The organism is Pantoea sp. GCM10028869, assembly GCF_042666835.1.
GTDB classification, from domain to species: Bacteria; Pseudomonadota; Gammaproteobacteria; order Enterobacterales; family Enterobacteriaceae; genus Pantoea; species Pantoea leporis.
Genome location: NZ_JBHTGO010000002.1, coordinates 295,676 through 317,125, shown reverse-complemented (window position 1 = coordinate 317,125; position 21,450 = coordinate 295,676). Strand labels below are relative to the sequence as shown.

Here is a 21,450-nt window from a genome sequence, read left to right as displayed (position 1 = left end):
TGCCACATATTCGTTCTGAAGCTGCATGTGGCAGCGTCTCCTTCCCCCATTTATGGGGGAAGGCCGGGATGGGGGACAGCGTGCACCTACCAACGGGACAGCGAGCACACACCAAAAAGGAAAAAATCACCCAATCCCCAACAACCCCACCACTTCCCGCACATCCGCCACTTCATCCAGCTCCAGACACACCGCCTCGAGCCGTTCGACCTGCTCCAGCGGCAATACGCGCGCGGCCAAACTGCGGTATTTCGCCAGCAAGGCATCCAGCGTGAGCGGATTGGTCGGTGCGCCTGACGGCACCGGCACATGCTGCTGCCACTGCGCGCCCTGCCCGGTTTCCAGCCGCACCCACGGCTCGTCGTCGCGGCTCTGCTGCTCATCGATCACCAGCTCAATACGTGCCAGCAACGCTGCCACATCGGGATGCAGGCGCTTGGCGTCGTCATAACTGGCCAGCTCCGCCGAGCCGTACAGCGCGCGCGCCGCCAGCGCATACGGCAGGCTCATCTGCGCCGCCGCCAGGCTGTGTAACTCGCGTCCGCCGCACATCTCCAGCAGGAACGGATTAACGCCCACCACGATGCGCACGATCTGCTCTACCCGCACGTTATGCTGTTGCAGCAGGATTCCCAGCGCATCAATAGCCGCGTGGGTGCCACGGCACGAAGCGTAGGGTTTGATTGAGCAGCGCGCCAGTTTCCACACCTCGCCGAGATCGGCCGTCAAGGCCTGCGGCTGCTGGGTTTCCGCCGCTAAGGTTTGCAGGAAGCCGCCCCAGCGTGGTTCAAACACCGCTGAAGGGCCGCTGATACCGCGTTGTGCCAGCAGCGCGGCCTGCACGCCGCCTTCTGCTGCGCGCGCGGCATGCAGTTTTTTGGTGTGCGATCCGTCGTGAATAAAGCCCCACAAACCGCCGCTGAAGCTGGCGGCAATGCCCAGCGCAGACGCACACTGCGCGCGGTCGAGCTGCAGCAGCGAACAGACCGCCGCCGCCGCACCAAACACCCCGCAGCTGGCGGTAGAGTGCCAGCCTGCGCCGTTGTGCGCCGAGTAACCGCCGCAGGCTTCTAACACGCGGCGGCCGACGTCATAGCCGATCACCATCGCCACCAGCAGCGCTTGCCCGTCCACCGGCTGCGTCGCCAGCGGCAAAGCCGCCAGCAGCGCCGGGATCACCACCGCACCGGAGTGATCGCAGCCGCCGGTATCGTCGAGTTCATACATGTGCGCCGCCACGCCGTTCAGCCACGCCGCCTGACGCGGACTGGCCTGCTGCGCGCTGCCCCAAATCTGCGCCTGTTCGCGGCCACCTTCGGCCTGCACCAGCGCCAGACACTCGCGCCAGATCGGGCTGTCGCAGCCCGCCAGCGAAGCACCGAGCGTATCAAGCAGATGGCGTTTCGCCTGCTCCACCAGCGGTTCAGGCAGTTGTGCAAAACGCGTCCCGGCGATAAAGGCCGCCAGTTGATTAAGCGAGTTCGCCATGCGCACCTCCAGTGATGCGGGTAAACACCTCCGCCGGATGGCAGACATCGTTATCCGGCTGCGTCTGCCAGTGCGCCGCCGCCTGCTCAGCGGTGGCAATCCACACATTGTGCTGTTGCAGCATGTCGAGCAGCGCCCGCAGCAGGCCAATACGTCCGGCGGTGCCGATGATTTCCGGATGCAGGCGCAGCAAGTAGCACAGGCCAAAGCGGTGGAAGCCGTGGAAATCCTGCGTCATATTCGCCAGAGTTTCGCCATACGGCGCGATGCGCGATTGTCCCGGCGGAATAGCCGGGCTGAGGTTGAAGGCGAAGTACGGCTCATCTTCCAGCGTGTAGTGCATCGGTAATTCCACCAGGCGCGTACCGGGATGGAAGTACGGCAAATCGTCGCCGCGCCAGCTGGAGGACCATTGAATACCGCGTGCGATCAACGCCTGCGCCAGTCCCGGTTTCCACTGCCCGGCGGGCGTGCGGAAGCCCGTGATTTTGCGTCCGGTTATCTGCGCCAGTTTGTCGCAGCCGCGCGTCACGCTGGCGATCTGCTGCTCTAGCGTCAGCAGCGAGAAATCTTCGTGGGTATCGCCGCTGCAGGCGATTTCATGGCCGCCGGTCACGATGCGCTGCACCAGTTCCGGCTGCTGTTCGGCGACAATTGCGGGCATACACCAGCTGGCTTTGAGCTGCTTTTCTGCCAGCAGCGCCAGCAGGCGATCGACGCCGCGCAGTGTGCCGTAGCGCCACACCGACAGCGTTTTATCGCGCCCCGCCACTGCCGGAGCCTGGGTGAGAATGCCGTGAATATCGTTGAAATCGATGGTGAGGATCGCCGCCGACTGGAAACCCAGCGGCCAGCGTGAAGGTTCAGTCATGCTGTTGCTCCTGCAAATACCACTGCGCCACCGCGTCGCAGCGCGCAAACCAAACGTCATCGCGCGCCGTCATATGTGCAAACAGCTGTTCCAGCAGCAGCAAGCGTCCCGGCTGGCCGGAGATTTTCGGGTGGAACAGCGTGGTGAGGCACAAGCCTTCATCCATCGCGCCATCGAACTCGCGCTGCCAGTTATCACGCGTGTGCGCATAGCTGGCGATGCGGTCGCCACCTTTGGGGAAGTCGGGCTGGCGCGTGTAGGCCAGCGAGGCGTAATCATCCATCTCCCACTTACCGGGGATCTCCACCAGCGGCGTATGGCCCGCCACCGGAATGCTGTAGGGGCGATCGTCGCCGCGCATGCTGCTGGAGTAGATCACGCCCGCGTCACGCAGGATTTGTGGCGTTTCTGTATGCCAGTCGCCCGACGGCGTACGAAAACCGCAGGCGGTAATGCCCAGATGTTGGTGAAAGATTTCAGCAGATTTCGCCATGACTGCGCGCTGTTCATCCGGTGAAATCGCCCAAAAAGATTCGTGGCGATAGCCGTGATAGGCCACTTCGTGGCCCTGTTCGATAATCGCCTGACACTGCTGCGGCCACTGCTCCACCACCCACGCCGGCACAAAGAAGGTGGCGGGAAGGTGGAAGGCGCGCAGCAGGTCAAGCAGACGCCCGAGCGCGCGGTACGGCCCGTAAGCCCCAAAGGTAAAATACTCTGGCGTTGACCACAGGCTGCCATTCAGCATGGCATCGCCGGTGGGACCGTCGAGGTCAAACGCCAGCGCCATACAGCCGCGTTTACCCTGCGGCCAGCGCACTGCGCCCGGTTGTTGCATCTGCGCGCTCCTTAGCCCTGGTTGACGGTCGCCTTCGCCACGCCGTTGTCTGCCAGACCCCATTTGCCGAGGATTTTCTGGTAAGAGCCATCAGCAATCATCGCGTCGATCGCCGCCTGAATCGCGGTGGTCAGCTCGCCCGCATCTTTACCAATCGCCATGCCGGTGTACTGGAAGGAGAAGGCTTTATCCAGCGCCTTATATTTGCCCTTTTCCAGATCCATGATGTACGGCAGCGTTTCACTGCCCTGCACCACGCCATCCAGACGGTTCTGACGCAGCTGGGTGCGCGCATCGGCGGTGCCTTCAGCACCTACCACAATGATCGCCGGCTTACCGGCCGCTTCACAGTGCGCTTTTGACCAGTTGGCAATCTCCTGCGGGAAGGTGGTGCGACGGCTGGTACCGACTTTCTTACCGCACAGATCCATCGCGCTGTTGATGTCGCTGCGCGCGGATTGGGTGTAGAACTGCGGGCCGGTTTTGAAGTAGTCGATAAAGTTCACCACCTGCTGACGCTCTTTGGTGTCCGTCATGCCGGACATCACCAGATCGACGCGCCTGGTCACCACCGCGTTCACCATCTGTTCGAAGGCGATCTCCTGCCAGTTGATCTTCACGCCGAGTTTTTCACCAATCGCCTGGCCGAGGTCGTAATCCACGCCGGTCAGCTGGTTGGTCGCCGGATCTTTAAAATCCATTGGCGGATAGTTCGGCATGATCGCTACCGTCAGCCCTTTCTCTTTGATCGCCGCGGGTACGGCGATGTCTGCCCAGGCAGAGGATTGCAGCAGCAGCGCGGCACTGATGGCACTCAATAACAGCTTTTTCATATTCACCCCGGTAATGTTTAAAGAAGAATCGCGTTAATAAAGTTTTTCATCCGTGGATTTTGCGGGTTCAGCAGAATGTCTTCCGGTGCGCCCTGCTCGATAATCCGTCCCTCGTCCATAAACACCACCTGATTGGCCACCTCACGGGCAAAGCCCATTTCGTGGGTGACCACCAGCATGGTGGTGCCCTCTTTTGCCAGCTGACGCATCACCGCCAGCACTTCGCCCACCATCTCCGGATCCAGCGCCGAGGTGGGTTCGTCAAACAGCATCAGTTTGGGTTTCATCGCCAGCGCACGAGCAATCGCCACGCGCTGCTGCTGGCCGCCGGAGAGCGACTGCGGATAGTCGTGCGCTTTGTGCGCCAGACCAACGCGATCGAGCAGCGCCATCGCCTCTTCGCTGGCTTCGCGCCTTGGGCGCAGCAGCACGCGACACGGCCCTTCGATGATGTTCTCCAGCGCGGTTTTGTGTGGGAACAGGTTAAAACGCTGGAATACCATGCCGGTTTGCAGGCGCTGGCGCGCAATCTGTTTGTCGCTCAGCGCATGCAGTTTGTTACCGGCGATGCGATAGCCCGCCAGCTCGTTGTCAACCCAAATCCCGCCTTTATCGACCTTTTCCAGCTGGTTAATGCAGCGCAAAAAGGTGCTTTTGCCGGAACCGGATGGGCCGAGGATGCACATCACCTCGCCGTAGTTCACTTCGAGGCTGACATCCTTCAGGGCGTGGAACTGGTCGAAATATTTGTTCACCTTAACGGCGCGCACGATGTTTCTCATGTTGGGCTCCTGATTACTGACGCTGACGATGGCCGCGTGAGAAATAACGTTCCAGTCGGCTCTGTCCAAACGACAACACCGTGACCACAATCAGGTACCAAATGCCTGCCACGAACAGTAGTTCCATGACGCGCGCGTTGGCGAAGTAGATGGTTTGCGTGTTGTAGAGCAGTTCGGAGTACTGAATCATGCTGGCGAGGCTGGTGGTTTTGATCATGCTGATAAATTCGTTGCCGACCGGCGGCAGAATCACGCGCATCGCCTGCGGCAGAATGATGCGCTGCAGCGCCTGCAGACGCGGCATGCCGATGGCTTTCGCCGCTTCGTATTGCCCGGTATCCACCGACAGCAGGCCCGCGCGCACCACTTCCGAGGTGTACGCGCCCTGATTGATGCTCAAACCGAGCAGCGCGGCGAGGAACGGCGTCATGATGGTGACGGTCTGCACGCTGAACACGCCGGGAATGCTGATGGTGGGAAACACCAGCGCGAGGTTGAACCACAGCAGCAGCTGCAAAATCAGCGGCGTGCCGCGAAAAATCCACGCGTAGCCCACGGCGATGTAGTGCAGCACCGGATTCGGCGACATGTACATGATGGCGGTGATGACGCCAAACAGTACGCCAAGCCCCATCGCCAGCACCGACATGATCAGCGTGTTAACCACGCCGTTGAGAATCGCCTGGGCGGTAAAGAACTGGCCGACAAACGACCATTCGATATTGCCGTGCGCAAAGGCGTTTACCAGCAGCGCCAGCAGTACCAGAATCACCGCCGACGCGGTGATGCGGCCGTAATAACGGCGCGGCACCACTTGATAGCGATCGAGATCGTAATGCGTCTGCTCGCGGCTGTTGTTCAAACCCGGCTCAATCGGCGTTGATTGCGACATAGAGCTCTCCTCAGGCGCGTGGGCCAGCGTAATCTTCAGTCCAGCGCTGCTGGTCCTGCATCAGGGTTTGCAGGCGTGCCAGCTGCTCACGCACGCGTGCCGGTGCGGTGCCGCCGTAGCCGCTGCGGGCCGCCAGCGCGGCTTCCAGCGTCAGCGCGCTGCGCACCTCCGGCGTTAAGCGGGCATCCACCGCCTGAAGCTGCGCATCGCTGAGATCCGACAGACCGCAGTTTTCACGCTCGCACAGCTGCACCAGCTGGCCGGTGATCTCATGCGCCTCGCGGAACGGCACGCCGCGCATCGCCAGCCAGTCAGCCACTTCGGTCGCCAGCGTGAAGCCATCCGGCGCCTGCTCGCGCATCACGTCGGTGTTGAACTTCAGCGTCGCCATCATGCCCGCCATCGCCGGCAGCACCAGCAGCAGCGTATCCACCGCATCAATCACGTTGCGTTTGTCGTCGCTGAGATCGCGGTTGTAGGAGAGCGGCATCGCTTTCATGGTGGTGAGCAGCGCCATCAGGTTGCCGACCAGGCGACCGGAGCGGCCGCGCGTCAGTTCGGCGATGTCCGGGTTTTTCTTCTGCGGCATGATGGAGCTGCCGGTGGCGTAGCTATCGTGCAGCTCGACCCAGCGGAACTGGCGGGATGCCCACATGCACACCTCTTCGCACAGGCGCGACAGGTTGATGCCGATCATGCTGGTGACAAACAGGAATTCAGCGGCGTAATCGCGGCTGGCAACGGCATCGATGGAGTTCTCGCACGGCGCGAGGTAGGCGAGATCGGCGGCGGCTTGCTCCGGCTGACGCGCAATGGCGGAACCGGCCATCGCAGCGGCACCGAGCGGACAGCGCGCGCTGCGGCGATCCCAATCCTGCATGCGTTCAATATCGCGGGCAAAGGATTGCGCGTGAGCCAGCAGCTGATGACCGAACACAATCGGCTGCGCCTGCTGCAGATGCGTAAAACCGGGCGCCACGCTCTCGGTGTGCTGCGCCGCCTGCTCGACCAGCGCCTGCTGCAGGGCCAGCAACGCGCTGACCACCTTGCGGCCGTTGTCACGCAGGTAAAGACGCAGGTCGTTAACGGTTTGATCGTTGCGCGAACGCCCGGCGCGCAGCTTGCCGCCCAGCGGACCTAAACGCTCGGTCAGCGCGCGTTCGATAAAGGTGTGCACATCTTCGTCGGCGGCAATCGGATGCAGCTGACCGGCGCGATAATCGGCGTCTAACGCGTCAATGGCCGCCAGCATGGTGCTGAGCTCTTCGGCGCTCAGCAGATCGCCGCGCGCCAGTTCACGGGCATGCGCCCGGCAGCCCGCCAGATCGTAAGGTGCCAATGCAAAGTAATAATCCGGGCTACGAGACAGCGCGGTTAAACTCGCCGCCGGTGCCGCTTTAAAACGCGCGCCCCATAACAGTTCGGCATTATCAGACATGCTATTTCCCCTTACAGATAATCATCAGCGATATGAAAAAGATATGGATGAGCCAGTTGAAATAATAAAAACTTATTTTATGACCACACTGGTAAATAGGGCCTATTTCAGGTTCACTGTACTTTCACCGCAATTATTCCGGAGTTGAATAGCAAAAATGGAAAGTAAAGTTTCCCAGTCCGGAAACAATGCAAATAATCGCAGCGATAATGCGGTTCTGGCACTGAGTAATATCGATTTAAAATTACTGCGGGTATTTAAATGCGTGGTAGAAGCGGGTGGATTAACCGCTGCCAGCCACGAATTGAATATTGGTCTGGCGGCGATCAGTAAACAGGTTTCCGATCTGGAAATTCGTCTCGGCATGACGTTATGCAGCCGCGGACGCGAAGGTTTTGAGCTGACGCAGTACGGCATCAACGTCTATCAGGCCACGCTGGAGCTGTTCGTCTCGCTGAATCTGTTTCGCGAGCGACTTCACAACAGCCGCAACGAACTGCTGGGCGACATTGCCATTTGCGTGGTGGATAACACCATCTCCGACCCGCAATCTCCGGTCACCGCAGCGGTGCAACAGCTGCACCAGAAAGCGCCAAAGGTACAAATTCGACTGCAAACCGCGCAATTAGATGATATTGAGCGCGGCATCAGTGAAGGCCGTTTTCATTGTGGTATTGCACCGGTTTATGAAATGAAAAGTGATTTTGATTACTTCCCGCTTTATAAGGAATATTCAAAATTATATTGCTCTATGTCACATCCTTTATATTCTGGATCGTGCGATAAAAATATATCGCTGGACATATTACGTGAGCAGAAAATTATTAATCATTTATATGTGACGCCGCGCGACGATCGTCGCATCATTCCCTTGCAGGACAGCGGCGTGCAGGCGGTTCAGGTTGAATCTGTCGCCATGCTGATTTTAACCGGCCATTTTATTGGTTATTTACCGGAACATTATGCCGCCGCGTTTATTGCGCGTGGGCAGCTGTGTGAGTTGGGTGATGATTCGACTCGCCGTGAAAACCCGTTTTGTTTGATGATGAAGAAGGGTCGCAAAATAAACCCGATTATCCGGCTGTTTATGCAGGCGCTGGGGATTGGCGAGGCGGAAGGACCGCACTGAGTTGGTGCATTTTGGAATTGTGCTTGCTGTCCCTTTGGGCTGTGCTCGCTGTCCCCTTGGGCTGTGCTCGCTGTCCCCTGGGGCTGTGCTCGCTGTCCCCCTCCTCGGTCCTCCCCCATAAATGGGGGAGGAAGATACTGCCATATGTCAGTGATGAAGCTGCATGTGGCAGCGTCTCCTTCCCCCACTTGTGGGGGAAGGCCGGGATGGGGGACAGCAGGCACAAGCACAATCACAAGCACAATCACCCCAACACCTTATACATCACCGTAGTCGCATCCAGCACACCTTCGGTTGACTCGGCATACAGCGGAATCGACCCAGCAATCTGCCAATCCATCGACAAATAGAGATCCGTCGCCACGTCGCCGCTGCGCGTATCCAGCATCAGCAGGGTTTTCCCCTGCTGTGCCGCCAGCTGTTCCGCCTGCTGCATCAGGCGGCGCGCGATGCCCTGACGTCTGGCGCGGGGATGCACCAGCAGCTTACTGATCTCCGCCCGATGGCGACCGTTCGGCATTGCGCTGAATCCCACCATCACCGTCGCCACAATCACGCCCTGCTGATACGCCACCAGCAGCTGATTGTCGCCGCTCGCCAGGCTGTAAATTTTGTCCTGCCAGAAGCGCTCAATGGCCACGCGATCGTCCGCATCAATAAAGCCCACGCTGGCGCCATCGGCGACGCAGCCCTGCAGCACATCACACAATGCCGCCAGCAGCGGCTGCGCCTGGGTGGCGCTGAGAGGTTCGATGTCAATCATGGTTTGCATACCACCAAAATGTAGCGCGCGCCGCCTTCGGCATGGGCGGCAAACGCGGATTTGCCGGTGAGATGAAAGCGCAGACAGTCGCCTGCCTGCAGCGTCCAGTGCTGATCGTCCATGCTGATGGTCAGCTCGCCCGATTGCAGCCAGATGTGCTGCTCCAGTCCCTGAATCGGCGGCGCATCGTAATCAATGCGCGCGCCAGGACGCAGCACACCTTCCACCACTTCCGCTTTAAAGTGGCTGGCGGGCGGTGATACGTTGCGGCGCTGGAAGCCGCTGGCGTCATCGCGCCATACCGGCTGTTGCGCCGCTTTCAGCAGCAGCGCGGCCTCCTCTTCCACCTCGCTCAGCAGGCGCGACATGGTCAAGCCGTAGGCCACGCAAAGGCGGTTAAGCAAAGCGGCTGTGGGGCTCGTTTCGGCGCGTTCAATGCGCGACAACGACGCCCGACTGATGCCGGTCGCCATCGCCAATTCATCTAATGACCAACCGCGTTGTACGCGTAATTCAGCCAGTCGCGCCGCCAGTCGATCGTCGGTATCCGAAGCAGACATCTTCACCTCTCATATACGGGAAATAAATCTCACATATGAGATATGACCTTAAATAAATAAAGCGGTCAAGTTGTACAATTAAAAAATCATTGTACAACCCAGTCGTGGGGGTTAAGGTGTTGTTATGCAGGTCAGAATTTTTGAGGACTTTATGGCCTTATACAGTATCGGGGATGTGGCCGAACGCTGTGGAATCAACCCGGTAACGCTTCGCGCCTGGCAGCGACGTTACGGTCTGTTAAAACCCCAGCGTACCGAAGGTGGTCATCGGCAGTTTGATGATGAAGATGTTCAGCGTATCGAAGAGATAAAACGCTGGATAGAGAGCGGCGTGCCCGTTGGCAAAGTGAAAGCGTTGCTGGAAGGCGCGACGGTCAATGTGGATGACGGTTGGTCGGCGCTGCAGGAAGAGTTGATGAGCGTACTGCGCCACGTTCGCCCGGCGAAATTGCGCGTTAAAATTGCCAATATTGGCCGGGAACATCCGGTGGATGCGTTGATCGATCACGTGTTCGTGCCGGTTCGCCAGCGTCTTGGTTTAGATCAGAACACCGCGCGCACCATGTGCAGTCTGCTTGATGGCGCGCTGATTGATTATGTGGCGTTTTGTCTGGCCTGTGGACGTAAAAAAGCCGGTAAAGATGCCTTGATGCTGGGTTGGGCGGTGGAGGATCGTACCCGCATCTGGCTGGAAGCCTGGCGTTTGTCGCAGCAAGGCTGGCGCATGGATGTGTTGGCGGAGCCGCTGGACATGCCACGCCCTGAGTTATTCCCCGGACAAAACCTGTTTATCTGGACCGGCAAAAAGCCGACGCGCCGTCAGGTCGAGCAGTTTGAACACTGGCAGGCGCAGGGTTTTGCCATTCACCTGCACGATCCCGCATAAGTAAAATCGCACACACGGCCTTTGCCTGGCGTGGTGTGCGCGTTATCATGCCGCCCTAAATTTCTTTTCTCAGGTCTCCTCATGAACTGGAATAAACTCCTTATCGGTTCCCTGTTTGCCATCATGGCGCTTGGCGGCATGGGTGGCATGATGCTGGTCGGCTACAGCCTCATTGTGCATACCCACTAAGTTTGCGCTGCACGCGCTCTAGCAGGCGATCGCAAATTAACGCCAGCAGCGCCACCAGCAGCGCGCCCTGAATCACATAGGCGGTGTTAAAGCCGCTAAGACCGATAATCACCGGCGATCCCAGACTCTCCGCGCCCACCGTGGAGGCGATAGTTGCCGTGCCGATGTTGATCATCACTGAGGTTCGCACGCCCGCCATGATCACCGGTGCCGCCAGCGCCAGCTCAATCTGCCACAAGCGTCGCCACGGCCCCATGCCGAGGCCGACCGCGATTTCACGATTGCTGGCCGGTACGCTATCTAAACCCGCCAGCGTACCCTGCAAAATCGGCAGCAAGCCGTAGAGAAACAGCGCCATTACCGCGGGCGTGGCACCAAACCCCATCACTGGCACCGCAATCGCTAACACCGCAACCGGCGGAAAGGTTTGCCCGGCCGCCGCCACGGTTTCCAGCAGCGGACGAAAGGCGCGCCCGGCGTGACGCGTAGCAAACACCGCACAGGCAACGCCGACCAGCAACGCCAGCAGGCTGCCGCTGACCACCAACGCCAGATGCGCCAGCGCCAGCCGCCAGAAACTCTCCTGCTGATACAGCGGACGCTCGAGCTGTGGAAACCAGTGAGCAAACAGCGGACCGCTGTGCGGCAAGCCCCACAGTAGCAGCAGAAAGGCCGCCAGCAGCCAGTAGAGCGGATCGCGTAACAGCCGCATCAGCTCGCCTCCCGCTGGCGCAGCAGATCGCTGAAGTGCAGCACGCCCAGCGGCTGTTGCTGCTGATCGATCACCGGCAATTTATCGGTGCGGCGCGCAATAAATTGCGACAGCGCTTCACGCAGCGTCAGCGATTCGGCAATCGGTTCGGCGTCCAGCCATTCACCGCGTCGCGCCGCGCTGCCCGCACGTCCCAGCGCCAGCAAACGCACGCCGAGCTCGCTGCGACCAAAGAACTCGCGGGCAAAGTCGTTCACCGGCTGCGTCAGCAGATCGATTGGCCTGCCCTGCTGCACGATTTCGCCGCCGTCCATCAGCACCAGTTGATCGGCCAGCGTCAGCGCTTCATCAATGTCGTGCGTCACCAGCACCACGGTGCGACCGGACATTTTCTGAATGCGCAGCATCTCGTGTTGCAGCGCCAGACGGTTGACCGGATCGAGCGCGCCGAAAGGTTCATCCATCAGCAGCAACTCGGGATCGGCCGCCAGCGCACGCGCCACGCCGACGCGCTGCTGCTGTCCGCCCGACAGCTGATGCGGCATGCGCGTCGCCAGATGGCTGTCGAGATTGAGCAGCGCCAGCAGCTCATCGACGCGTTGAGTGATCTTCGCCTGCGGCCAGCCGAGCAGCGAGGGCACGGTGCCGATGTTCTTCGCCACGTTCCAGTGCGGAAACAGGCCAATCGACTGAATGGCATAACCGATGCGGCGGCGCAACGCGCGCGCATCCATGTTTTCGATGGCTTCGCCAGCAAAACGGATTTCGCCGCTGTCGTGCTCCACCAGCCGGTTGATCATCTTCAGCGTGGTCGATTTGCCCGAACCTGAGGTGCCAATCAGCACGGTAAAACTGCCCTTCTCAATCTTCAGCGACAGGTTACGTATCGCCTCTTTGCCAGCGAACACTTTGCTCACCTGGTGAAATTCAATCATGACGTCTCTCCAGCAGTGCCGACAGTAAACGCAGCAGCGCATCAAAAATCACTGCCAGCGCCACCACCGGAATCACGCCCAGCAGCACCAGATCCAGCGCGCTGCTCAGCAATCCCTGAAAAACAATGGCGCCGAATCCGCCCGCCCCAATCAGCGCCGCGACCACCGCCAGGCCCACGGTTTGCACCACTACCACGCGCAGCCCGGAGAGCCACACCGGCAGCGCCAGCGGCAGTTCGGCGTGCCAGAACTGTTGCCACGCGCTCATGCCCATGCCGCGCGCGGTTTCACGCACTTCCTGCGGCACCTGCTGCAAACCGGCCACCACGCTGCGCACCAGCGGCAGCAGCGCGTAGAGCACCAGCGCAATCAAGGCCGGTGCAATACCGATGCCGCTGATGCCCCAACGGGCCAGCAGCGGAAAATGCGCCACCAATCCCGCCAGCGGCGCAATCAGTAAACCGAACAGCGCCACCGACGGCACCGTTTGAATCAGGTTAAGCACGCTAAATGCGGCATTCTGCCAGCGCGGACGCCGCGCAATCGCCAGCCCGAGCGGCAATCCGATGATTACCGTCGGCAGCAGCGTGCCGCCCAGCAGCCACAAATGCTGCGTGAAGGCCGCATCAAACACCGCCGTGCGGTTGGCGTACTCTTTCAAAAGCGAGAGACGATCAAGATGACCGCTGAGTAACAGCGCCAGCGGCAGCAGCCAGATTTGCAGGTTGAGCACAATGCGCCACGGGGTACTGCGGGTGATTTGCCGGACCGCTTCCGCCGCCAGCAGCAGCGCCAGCGCCGCCGCACACCACAAGCCGCTGCCAAACGCGGTGCGCGCCAGCGGGCTCCCGCTGTTCGCCAGTTGCGTGGCCTGTTGTCCGGCCAGCCAGATGAGTAAGGCCAGCAGCACTTCCGCCGCCAGCAGCACCGATATCGCGTGAATGCGGCGCGGCGGCCACCACAAGCTCTGCCACAGCCACAGCAACGGGATGAACAGCAGTATGCTGTTGTTCACCTGCCATAACGTCAGCGGCTGGCCAGAGACCAGCCGATTGGCGGCAAAGCTCAATAGCGGCAAGGCAAACAGCGCCAGCGTGATAAGCGCGATTAACACCAGCAGCACCGGCTGCTGGCGCGGTCGGAATAACAACGACGACACTGCTTACAGCAACTTATTGGTCTGTAGCCACTGTTTCGCGACCTGGCTGGCATCCTGACCATCCACCGCGATCTGCGCATTCAGCTGCTGCAGGGTTTTCTCATCCAGCTTGCTGAAGACCGGCTGCAGCCAGTTGCCGATGTCCGGATATTGCTTGAGCACGCTTTCGCGGATCACCGGCGCAGGGGCATAAATCGGCTGCACGCCTTTCGGATCGCTCAGCGTCTGCAGGCCTAATGCCGCCACCGGACCGTCGGTGCCGTAGGCCATCGCCGCGTTCACGCCAGAGGTTTGCTGCGCCGCCGCTTTGATGGTCACGGCGGTGTCGCCACCGGCCAGCGACAGCAGCTGCGCCTGCTCCAGTTTGAAGTTGTAGGCTTTTTCAAACGCCGGTAACGCATCGCTGCGTTCAATAAATTCCGCCGAGGCAGCCAGTTTGAAAGTGCCGCCTTTTTTCAGGTAAGCGCTGAGATCGTCCAGCGTGTTGAGGTTGTTCTTCTGCGCCACGTCGCCGCGCACCGCAATCGTCCAGGTATTGTTAGCTGGCGCGGGCGTCAGCCACACCAGATGATTTTTCTCGGCGTCGAGTTTTTTCACCTTCTCGTAACCCTGCTGAGCGTTCTTCCACGCCGTGTCTTTTTCATCGTTGAAGAAGAATGCGCCATTGCCGGTGTATTCCGGGTAGATATCCAGCTCACCGGCGGTGATCGCGCCGCGCACCACTTGCGTGGTACCGAGCTGGATTTTATTGACGGTTTTTACCCCATGTTTGTCCAGCACCTGCAGAATAATGTTGCCGAGTAGCGAGCCTTCGGTATCAATCTTGGAACCGACTTTCACCGGATCCGCCGCCTGCGCTGCACCCATGCTCATTGCCAATGCCATCATTCCCAATAAACCCTGCTTTATCATCCCGCTTCCCTCATTTGTTTTCATTGTGTGACTATCAAGCGTAGCCTGGCGAAAGGGGATAGGCGCGGTCAAGCGGCTTACTTCGTGCTTTTTTTGCTATCAATTGCCTATCGGTTATAACCAAAACGCAGCACATATAACCAATTGGAATTTTCGATGTTAAGACGGCGGCTTATGCTCACAGTCCCACTCATTACAATAAATTACAAAACATCATGACCGACTTAGCTTCTCCGGCGCACGTCGCGCAGGCAGGGAATGTCCCCACCGGTGAGACCAAATGGATCCGCAGCGCGGCCGATGTCTCCGGGCTGGTGAACAACAGCAACGAATCACGCAGCAACGCGCGCATCGTGATCGCGATTGCGCTGGGCGGCGTGTTCCTTGACGCCTACGATCTCGGCGCATTGGCGTTTGGCATCAAAGACGTGACGCGCGAGTTCAAGCTGACGCCCGCAGGCACCGGCATGGTGGCATCGGCGATTACCTTTGGTGCGATTGTCGGGGCGCTGATTGGCGGCTACCTCACCGACAAAATCGGTCGCTATCGCGTGTTTATGGCCGACATGTTTTTCTTCGTGGTGGCAGCGTTAGCCTGTGCGTTCGCGCCAAACGAATATGTGCTGGCCGGTGCGCGCTTTGTGATGGGCCTCGGCGTCGGGATCGACTTACCGGTGGCGATGGCGTTTCTCGCCGAGTTTTCGAAGCTGCGCGGGCAAGGCAATAAGGCCGCCAGCGTGGCGATGTGGTGTCCGACATGGTACGCGGCGATCAGTATTTCCTACCTGCTGGTCCTGCTGCTGTATGCGGTGTTGCCCGAAAGCCACACCGATTGGCTGTGGCGTTTGATTCTGGGTTTTGGTGCGGTGCCTGCGCTGCTGATCATCGCTATTCGCAGCCGTTACATGAGTGAGTCGCCGATTTGGGCAGCCAATCAGGGCAACCTCACAGGCGCGGCGGAGATTCTGCGCAACTCTTACAACATCAACGCGCAGGTGGCGGATGACGCCGATCTGACGCCGCAGAAAGCGGTACGTAAAGCCAGCTGGCGCAACTACGGCGCGCTGCTGCAGGGCGTCTATCGTCGTCGAACCATTCTGGCAACCGTCACCTCCATCGCCTCGTCGTTTGCCTATAACGCGGTGGCGTTTGGCCTGCCGGTGATTATCTCCAGCTTCTTTGCGCAATCGATGCTGACCACCATTCTGGTGTCGCTGGCGCTGAATCTGCTATTTGCCTTTGTCGGCGGCTTGCTGGCGGTGCGGCTGGTGCCGCGTCTCGGCGCGTGGAAGATGTCGGTGGCCGGTTACGCTTGTCAGTGCGTGGCGCTGCTGGGATTGGCGTTGATTGGTCGTCCGGAAGGCGGCGAACAGGCGGCGGTGGCGATTGCCATGCTGGCGCTGTTCCTGTTTGGTCAGGGCTTTGGTCCCGGCTCGCATACTATGACGTTTGCTTCGCTGAGCTATCCCGCTTCGCTGCGCGGCGTGGGCGTTGGCTTCAACCAGACGCTGATGCGCGGCAGTTCCACCGTGTCGCTGTTCACCTTCCCGCTGCTGGTGGCGGCGTTTGGTACTGGCGTGTTCTGGGTGATTTTCCTTGCGCCGCTGATTGGCTTACTGGCGCTACTGGCGATTCGCTGGGAGCCGTCGGGTTACGACGTGGATGCGGAAGATTTTCAGTGATGGATTAACAGAGGTCGCCATAAATGGCGACCTTCGTCTTTAAGCCGTCAGGCGAAACTCGCCCAGCGTATTGGGAATGCGCGGGAAGGTATGCAAAAACCACGGCGTGAACTGCGCCGGATTCTCCTGCATCTCCTGCTGAATCTGCGCAATCGAGCGATAGCACCATGCATCCGCCTCCTCCGGGTTGAGGACCGGCTGCTCATCGCTGATGGCGAAGAACACGTGCCCATATTCATGCTCGGTCAAGCCGTTACTCAGCGGCAGGTTGTAGCTCAGCTCAAACACCGGCGTTAACGCGACATTCATGCCCATCTCTTCACGCAAACGGCGCTCGGCGGCATCGCGCGTGGATTCCTGCGGATAGGGATGACTGCAGCAGGTGTTACTCCACAATCCACCACAGTGATATTTAGTGCTGGCACGGCGTTGCAGCAGCACTTCATGGCGCGAATTGAACACGTAAACCGTCACCGCGCGATGCAGCAATCCTTTTTCATGCACTTCCAGCTTTTCCATTTTGCCGATAGGGCGATCGAGGTGGTCAACGAGAATAACTTCAATGGCGGGCATGACAACTCCTTCGGAAAATTCGCAGCTATTGTACACAACCTCCAAAGGGTTGATGGAGGAAATAGCGCACATTCCGTGCGTTAACGTGGGCACATTAAAGCGTAGCAGCCTGCGGAGAATTCAGCATAAAAAAGCGGGGAATGGCGTTAATAGAGAAGATGTGTGCGGTGTGTGAGAAGGCCGCCATGAAGGGCGACCTTCTCCACAAAACTTACAGCTTAAAGCTTTGCACCACCTGCTCCAGCTGCACGCTTTGCTGCTGCATCGACTGCGCGGCGGCTGAAACCTGCTCGACGAGCGCGGCGTTCTGCTGAGTGCTGCCGTCCAGCTGGGTAATCGCCACGTTAACCTGATCGATGCCCATGCTCTGCTCGCGGCTCGCTGACATGATTTCGCTCATCAGCGTGGTCACGCTGCTGACGCCCTGCATCAGCTCATCCATGGTTTGCCCGGCCTGCTCCACCAGTTGGCTGCCGGTATCAATATTCGCCACCGACTCCTCAATCAGCTTCTTAATTTCACGCGCCGAGTTAGCCGAGCGCTGTGCCAGGTTGCGCACTTCTGATGCCACCACGGCAAAACCGCGCCCCTGTTCACCGGCGCGCGCCGCTTCTACTGCGGCGTTCAGCGCCAGAATGTTGGTCTGGAAGGCGATGCTGTCGATGACGCTGATGATATCAACCACTTTGCGCGAAGAGTGATTAATCGCGCCCATGGTGGTGACCACCTGACGCACCACTTCGGTACCGCGTGCCGCAACCTGCGACGCGCCATCCGCCAGCTGATTCGCATGCGTGGCGTTATCGGCGTTCTGACGTACCGTGCCGGTCAGCTCTTCCATCGATGCTGCCGTTTCAACAATCGAACTGGCCTGCGATTCGGTACGCGCCGAGAGATCGGCGTTGCCGCTGGCAATTTCACGCGAAGCCGCCGTAATCGCCAGCGCGCTATCGCCCACCTGACGCATCAGGCCTTGCAGATAGGCGATGAACTGGTTGAAGCTCTGCGCCACGGCGTTGAATTCCGGGCTATTACTGGCGGGCAGACGCTGCGTCAAATCGGCACCGCCGGTCGATAAGGCTTCGATGTTGCTGTTCAGCACCGCGAGGCGTTTCATCATGGCGCGCACAAAGCCCAGCAGCACCAACAGCAGGATCACCGCCAGCGGAATCTGCACCAGACCCAGACGCGTCAACATGCTGTGAGTTTGCGCATCCAGCAAGCTCGACGGCACATCGCTGGCGAGATACCACGGGCTGCCGGCAATCGCCTGCACGAACAGCGTATGTTCGCCATCTTCACCTGCGAAGGTGGTTTGCGCGGGCTGGCTGCCCGCCTGCGCTAACAGACCTTTTAACGCGGACGCCATCGGCAGCTGGGTATCGGCGAGGTTTTCCAGCTTCGGCGCACCATCCACCAGCGCGGCGTTACCGACCACTTTACCGTCAGCTTCAACGATCAGTACGCGGCCCTGAATCGCCTCACCCATCTGTTTTGCCAGCTGGTTGAAGAAGCCGAGCGTCACGTCGATGGTCGCCACGCCCCATACGGTGCCATCGCGATAGATCGCCATCGCGCAGTTGGTACGTGGCTGCGGGCTGGCAGCATCCTGATAGGCTTTCGCCCAGGCGCACTGGCCCTTGGGCGCAGCCAAACCATCTTTGTACCAGGATTGCTCCCAGTATTTGTCGGCGGCGTCCGAGTTCCAGTAGGTGTTGACCTGCAGCTGGTTACTGGCGTTGCGCGCAAAGAACGAGCTGTTTTTCTCTTTGGCCGGATCGCGACGGTTCGGTAACGGCCAGATGCCACCGCCGAACACGTTACTGTCCTGATATTGGTTAACTAAGGCGGGCAGCAAGGTATCAATGGCTGCGCTGTCCATCACGCCTGCGGCTTCGGTAATGGCGCGCTGCTGTGCCTGTACGCGGTTCATCTGCTCGACGATGCGTCCGGCCAGGCCGTCCACTTCGTAACGTACCAGACGACTTTCATTTTCGGAGAGTTGCGGAGCGATAAACTGATTAATTACCAGCACGGTAACCAGCATCAGACCGGCAAAAAAGGCGACCAGCGTCGCGGTGAAACGGGATTGTGTTGTTTTGAACATTATGTGTGCCCTTACCCTGGTTGGCGAGTTGCCTGATCGAGGTTAACGGCGTGTTAATGGGGAACTTGAGGTGAGCACGATCACAAAGCAGTGAAATAGTTGATTTGGGTGATAATTTAAAATCGTAGGGTCGGCATCGATGCCGACCTGATTTACGGAGCGGGAGTTTCAACCACTTCCTGGCGCGGCCGGAACACATGATTATTGCCGTCCGCCAGCAAACGTTGCAGCAGCTGCTGCCCACCGCGATCGTCAGCCTGCGCAAACTGGCGTTCGGCCTCGGTAATTGGCGTGGACCACAGCAGATTCACGCGGTCGCCATCGCGTTTCGGCAGGCGGAATTGCGCCGCTTCGGGAGCGAGATCGTTGGCCAGCAGGAAGCTTTCAAAGCCAACCGGCGCCACTTCCGACGCCAGCGTATGCCCTTCGCCAATCCAGGTCAGGCGCGCCCACGGCAGATGGGCAAACTCAGCCAGCGCGCTCGCCATCTGCACCGCATTGGCTTCGGTCATCACTTCACCGTCTACCGCCATCGCCAGCTCGACGCGGCGATACTGCGGCGCCAGCTCGTCAAACAGGTGATCCACCTGCGGCATCGGACGGATCCCCATGCCAAGCGTCAGGAAATACCAAACGCCATTGTGCAAGTGCTGCGAAATCGCCATTGGCGGCCAGTTGCCTTGATCGATGGAGTAATATTTTACCGATTCGCCAAACTGCGCCTGATAACACTGCATCAGCTCGCGCTGCACCACATCCCACAAGTGTCCGTCGTGCCAGTCACGCCAGAAGTGACGCTGCTGTTCAGCGCGCGCGTAGTAATCGTTGGTGGAGGCCGATCCCAGCGGTGCGGTCAGGCGATTCTCTTTGATGCAGGCAGCAGAAAAACTCACCTGCTTATCCTGATACAGGCTCCAGCCAGGGATCACCGCCAGCAGCTGGCCGTAATACCACAGCGCGGCGCCGTCGTCGCTGGGCTCCCACAGCACCTGTAAGCCGGCGGGATCGAGCATCGGCTCGGCTTCCAGCGTGCGGCAATACTCGGCACTGAGCAGCGGCGCGATGCCCTGCTCCATAGCTTCACGATCTTCCTGCGCGGGCGCAGGCAGCAGGTTACGCAGCCAGCAGCCGCGCACCGCGTATTGGCTGCGAAACAGGTCATTCGGCCAGATATAAAAATAGGCCGTACGCGCATCCTGCTCGACGATCGCGGTTAGTGTGTGTTGCTGATTCGGCACCTCAGCAATCAGAGGTTGGTGGGTCATAACGCCTCGATATTACCTGGAGGAATCCATTTTCCCCGAGAATAGAGCAGGATCGGCACTCGTGCCATGTGACACAAGGGTAAAACTCTCAAAGTGCCAGAAGGGAAAGATGAGTGCGGCTTATCAATTGCCGCTTAACACGCTGACAAGCTTCAGATTAATTTGCGATTCTTTTACAATTTCACGTGATATGGTTTGCGCATTCACCTCTTTGGAGCTGCCATCATGGTGCTGCAAAACCTCGATCTGAACCTGCGTGACGTGGTTATTTTCGCGATGTTGGTGTGGCTGTTTATCCGTCATACATGGGTGATGACGTCGCTGACGCTATTGCTGGGCGGCGTGGCGTTGCTGGTGTTGTTACCGCTTGATATCTATTACAGCCTGCTGCCGCTGGCGCTGATGGGCCTCGGACTTGGCATGTTGCTGCACCATTATCAGCAACGTCAGCTGGCACTAAAACGTGAAGCGCGCACACCGCGCACCTACACGCAGAAAGAGGATGAGCTGCATTTGTAACGCTTAGCGGCCCATGCGCTGCATGGCGCGGGTATAAGCGCCGCGCTGAATCGACCAGCGCAGCAGCCCGGCAATCACCGCCATTTCCCGATCCACGCGCCACTGCGTCAGCGGCCCAACCGGCTGCTGAATCTGCTGTTGTGCCCAGTCAGGCAACAATCCCATTCCCGCTTTCAGCATCACGCGCATTGCCGGTTTCGCCTGCCAGCTGGGTGCAGGCGCGTTAATCAGCAATTGCATCACCTCCAGCGTGCGCGCATCACAGAGCAACTCGGGCCGCATCAGTTGTAGATACGCCTCAACCGCCTGTACGCTTTTCGGCACCCGCTGTGCGCCAAGCGCCTCGGCAACTAATGCCGCTTCCTGATAGTAACGATCCTGATCGGCCAGGCTGAGCTGCGGATTTTTGTAGCGCAGATGCGCCGCCAGAAAACGGCTGGTTTCCGCAACGTGTACCCAGGTAAGCAGATGCGGATCGCTGGCGGCATACGGCTTGCCCGCGTTATCGACGCCGGTGACGCGTAGGTGAATCCGTTTGACACGGTCGATAAGGATGTTGGCATCGGCGGTGTTACCGAAGGTGGTGACGGCGATAAACTGGCTGGTGCGCCGCAGGCGGCCCATCATGTCCTGCCGGAAATTGGAGTGATCCCACACGCCCGCCAGCGCCGCCGGATGCAGCATCTGCAGCATTAAGGCGCTGATACCGCCGCACAGCATCGAGGGGAAGTCGCCATGGACGCGCCAGATAACGTGGTCCGGGCCAAATAAACCGGGATCGCCAGGCGGTTGCGAGATGTCGAATTCATTGAGTGACAGGCCGTTGAGGCGGAAGACTTGCTGTTGGATGCGTTCGCGGATGTTCATGGGTTTGTGCTTGTGCGGTTGTTGCCCTCACCCCGGCCCTCTCCCGCACG

General features: G+C 59.4%; 21 protein-coding genes. 4 read left to right on the top strand and 17 right to left on the bottom strand.

Annotated features, from left to right (window positions below; genetic code table 11):
* Window positions 1-126: 126 nt before the first annotated feature.
* From ACFQW4_RS05700 to argH, 7 genes are read right to left on the bottom strand one after another with little or no spacing between them, the layout of a single operon-like run.
* Window positions 127-1,488, bottom strand: a complete 1,362-nt coding sequence (locus tag ACFQW4_RS05700) for an MmgE/PrpD family protein (protein WP_377724306.1) — start codon at window positions 1,486-1,488, stop codon at window positions 127-129.
* Window positions 1,472-2,359, bottom strand: coding sequence for a polysaccharide deacetylase (locus ACFQW4_RS05695; RefSeq protein ID WP_217547170.1), 888 nt, complete (start codon window positions 2,357-2,359; stop codon window positions 1,472-1,474). Before ACFQW4_RS05695 ends, ACFQW4_RS05700 begins: the two co-directional genes overlap by 17 nt.
* The gene (locus ACFQW4_RS05690) at window positions 2,352-3,197 is read right to left on the bottom strand and encodes a polysaccharide deacetylase (protein WP_377724304.1); all 846 of its coding nucleotides are present in this window, start codon (window positions 3,195-3,197) and stop codon (window positions 2,352-2,354) included. Before ACFQW4_RS05690 ends, ACFQW4_RS05695 begins: the two co-directional genes overlap by 8 nt.
* A gap of 11 nt (window positions 3,198-3,208) precedes the next feature.
* Window positions 3,209-4,030, bottom strand: a complete 822-nt coding sequence (locus ACFQW4_RS05685) for an ABC transporter substrate-binding protein (protein WP_377724302.1) — start codon at window positions 4,028-4,030, stop codon at window positions 3,209-3,211.
* 17 nt (window positions 4,031-4,047) lie between these two features.
* Window positions 4,048-4,812, bottom strand: a complete 765-nt coding sequence (locus ACFQW4_RS05680; RefSeq protein ID WP_008102604.1) for an amino acid ABC transporter ATP-binding protein — start codon at window positions 4,810-4,812, stop codon at window positions 4,048-4,050.
* A 13-nt stretch (window positions 4,813-4,825) separates the two neighbouring features.
* The gene (locus tag ACFQW4_RS05675; RefSeq protein ID WP_377724299.1) at window positions 4,826-5,704 is read right to left on the bottom strand and encodes an amino acid ABC transporter permease; all 879 of its coding nucleotides are present in this window, start codon (window positions 5,702-5,704) and stop codon (window positions 4,826-4,828) included.
* A 10-nt stretch (window positions 5,705-5,714) separates the two neighbouring features.
* Entirely contained in the window at window positions 5,715-7,142 is a 1,428-nt protein-coding gene (gene argH, locus ACFQW4_RS05670; protein WP_377724297.1) for an argininosuccinate lyase, read from the bottom strand.
* A gap of 157 nt (window positions 7,143-7,299) precedes the next feature.
* Between argH and ACFQW4_RS05665 the strand changes: the two genes are divergently transcribed.
* Window positions 7,300-8,271, top strand: a complete 972-nt coding sequence (locus ACFQW4_RS05665) for a LysR family transcriptional regulator (protein WP_192236582.1) — start codon at window positions 7,300-7,302, stop codon at window positions 8,269-8,271.
* 244 nt (window positions 8,272-8,515) lie between these two features.
* Here the strand turns inward: ACFQW4_RS05665 and ACFQW4_RS05660 are convergent, their stop codons facing one another.
* Together ACFQW4_RS05660 and ACFQW4_RS05655 are read right to left on the bottom strand one after the other, a co-directional pair.
* Entirely contained in the window at window positions 8,516-9,034 is a 519-nt protein-coding gene (locus tag ACFQW4_RS05660; RefSeq protein ID WP_377724295.1) for a GNAT family N-acetyltransferase, read from the bottom strand.
* Window positions 9,031-9,594, bottom strand: coding sequence for a helix-turn-helix domain-containing protein (locus ACFQW4_RS05655; protein WP_101763144.1), 564 nt, complete (start codon window positions 9,592-9,594; stop codon window positions 9,031-9,033). Before ACFQW4_RS05655 ends, ACFQW4_RS05660 begins: the two co-directional genes overlap by 4 nt.
* A gap of 151 nt (window positions 9,595-9,745) precedes the next feature.
* Here ACFQW4_RS05655 and ACFQW4_RS05650 point away from each other — a divergent pair, with 151 nt between their 5' ends.
* A complete protein-coding gene (locus ACFQW4_RS05650) occupies window positions 9,746-10,480 on the top strand; it encodes a MerR family transcriptional regulator (RefSeq protein WP_101763312.1) in 735 nt (244 codons plus the stop codon).
* A 169-nt stretch (window positions 10,481-10,649) separates the two neighbouring features.
* Here the strand turns inward: ACFQW4_RS05650 and ACFQW4_RS05645 are convergent, their stop codons facing one another.
* From ACFQW4_RS05645 to ACFQW4_RS05630, 4 genes are read right to left on the bottom strand one after another with little or no spacing between them, the layout of a single operon-like run.
* Window positions 10,650-11,381 (bottom strand): ABC transporter permease, encoded by a 732-nt coding sequence (locus tag ACFQW4_RS05645; RefSeq protein ID WP_110865787.1) that lies wholly within the window; start codon window positions 11,379-11,381, stop codon window positions 10,650-10,652.
* Window positions 11,381-12,316: an ABC transporter ATP-binding protein gene (locus ACFQW4_RS05640; RefSeq protein ID WP_217547183.1), complete on the bottom strand. Its 936-nt coding sequence runs from the start codon at window positions 12,314-12,316 to the stop codon at window positions 11,381-11,383. Before ACFQW4_RS05640 ends, ACFQW4_RS05645 begins: the two co-directional genes overlap by 1 nt.
* Window positions 12,309-13,475, bottom strand: coding sequence for an ABC transporter permease (locus tag ACFQW4_RS05635; RefSeq protein WP_377724291.1), 1,167 nt, complete (start codon window positions 13,473-13,475; stop codon window positions 12,309-12,311). Before ACFQW4_RS05635 ends, ACFQW4_RS05640 begins: the two co-directional genes overlap by 8 nt.
* Before the next feature lie 3 nt (window positions 13,476-13,478).
* A complete protein-coding gene (locus ACFQW4_RS05630) occupies window positions 13,479-14,387 on the bottom strand; it encodes an ABC transporter substrate-binding protein (RefSeq protein WP_101763148.1) in 909 nt (302 codons plus the stop codon).
* 215 nt (window positions 14,388-14,602) lie between these two features.
* On the opposite strand from ACFQW4_RS05630, the gene ACFQW4_RS05625 reads away from it, so the two are divergent.
* On the top strand, window positions 14,603-16,069 hold the full coding sequence (locus ACFQW4_RS05625) for an MFS transporter (protein WP_377724289.1): 1,467 nt from the start codon (window positions 14,603-14,605) through the stop codon (window positions 16,067-16,069).
* Window positions 16,070-16,108: 39 nt separating this feature from the next.
* On the opposite strand, the gene idi is transcribed toward ACFQW4_RS05625, so the two are convergent.
* The 3 genes from idi to ACFQW4_RS05610 form a co-directional block, all read right to left on the bottom strand.
* Window positions 16,109-16,642, bottom strand: a complete 534-nt coding sequence (idi, locus tag ACFQW4_RS05620; RefSeq protein WP_101763150.1) for an isopentenyl-diphosphate Delta-isomerase — start codon at window positions 16,640-16,642, stop codon at window positions 16,109-16,111.
* 211 nt (window positions 16,643-16,853) lie between these two features.
* Window positions 16,854-18,749 carry a methyl-accepting chemotaxis protein gene (locus tag ACFQW4_RS05615; RefSeq protein ID WP_101763152.1) on the bottom strand — a complete coding sequence of 632 codons (1,896 nt, stop codon included), beginning with the start codon at window positions 18,747-18,749 and terminating at the stop codon, window positions 16,854-16,856.
* A gap of 152 nt (window positions 18,750-18,901) precedes the next feature.
* Window positions 18,902-20,014, bottom strand: a complete 1,113-nt coding sequence (locus tag ACFQW4_RS05610; protein ID WP_008102641.1) for a suppressor of fused domain protein — start codon at window positions 20,012-20,014, stop codon at window positions 18,902-18,904.
* 225 nt (window positions 20,015-20,239) lie between these two features.
* Here ACFQW4_RS05610 and ACFQW4_RS05605 point away from each other — a divergent pair, with 225 nt between their 5' ends.
* Window positions 20,240-20,533 (top strand): hypothetical protein, encoded by a 294-nt coding sequence (locus ACFQW4_RS05605; RefSeq protein ID WP_377724286.1) that lies wholly within the window; start codon window positions 20,240-20,242, stop codon window positions 20,531-20,533.
* Between the two features lie 3 nt (window positions 20,534-20,536).
* Here the strand turns inward: ACFQW4_RS05605 and ACFQW4_RS05600 are convergent, their stop codons facing one another.
* Window positions 20,537-21,400 (bottom strand): oxygenase MpaB family protein, encoded by an 864-nt coding sequence (locus tag ACFQW4_RS05600; RefSeq protein WP_222233168.1) that lies wholly within the window; start codon window positions 21,398-21,400, stop codon window positions 20,537-20,539.
* Window positions 21,401-21,450 lie beyond the last annotated feature (50 nt).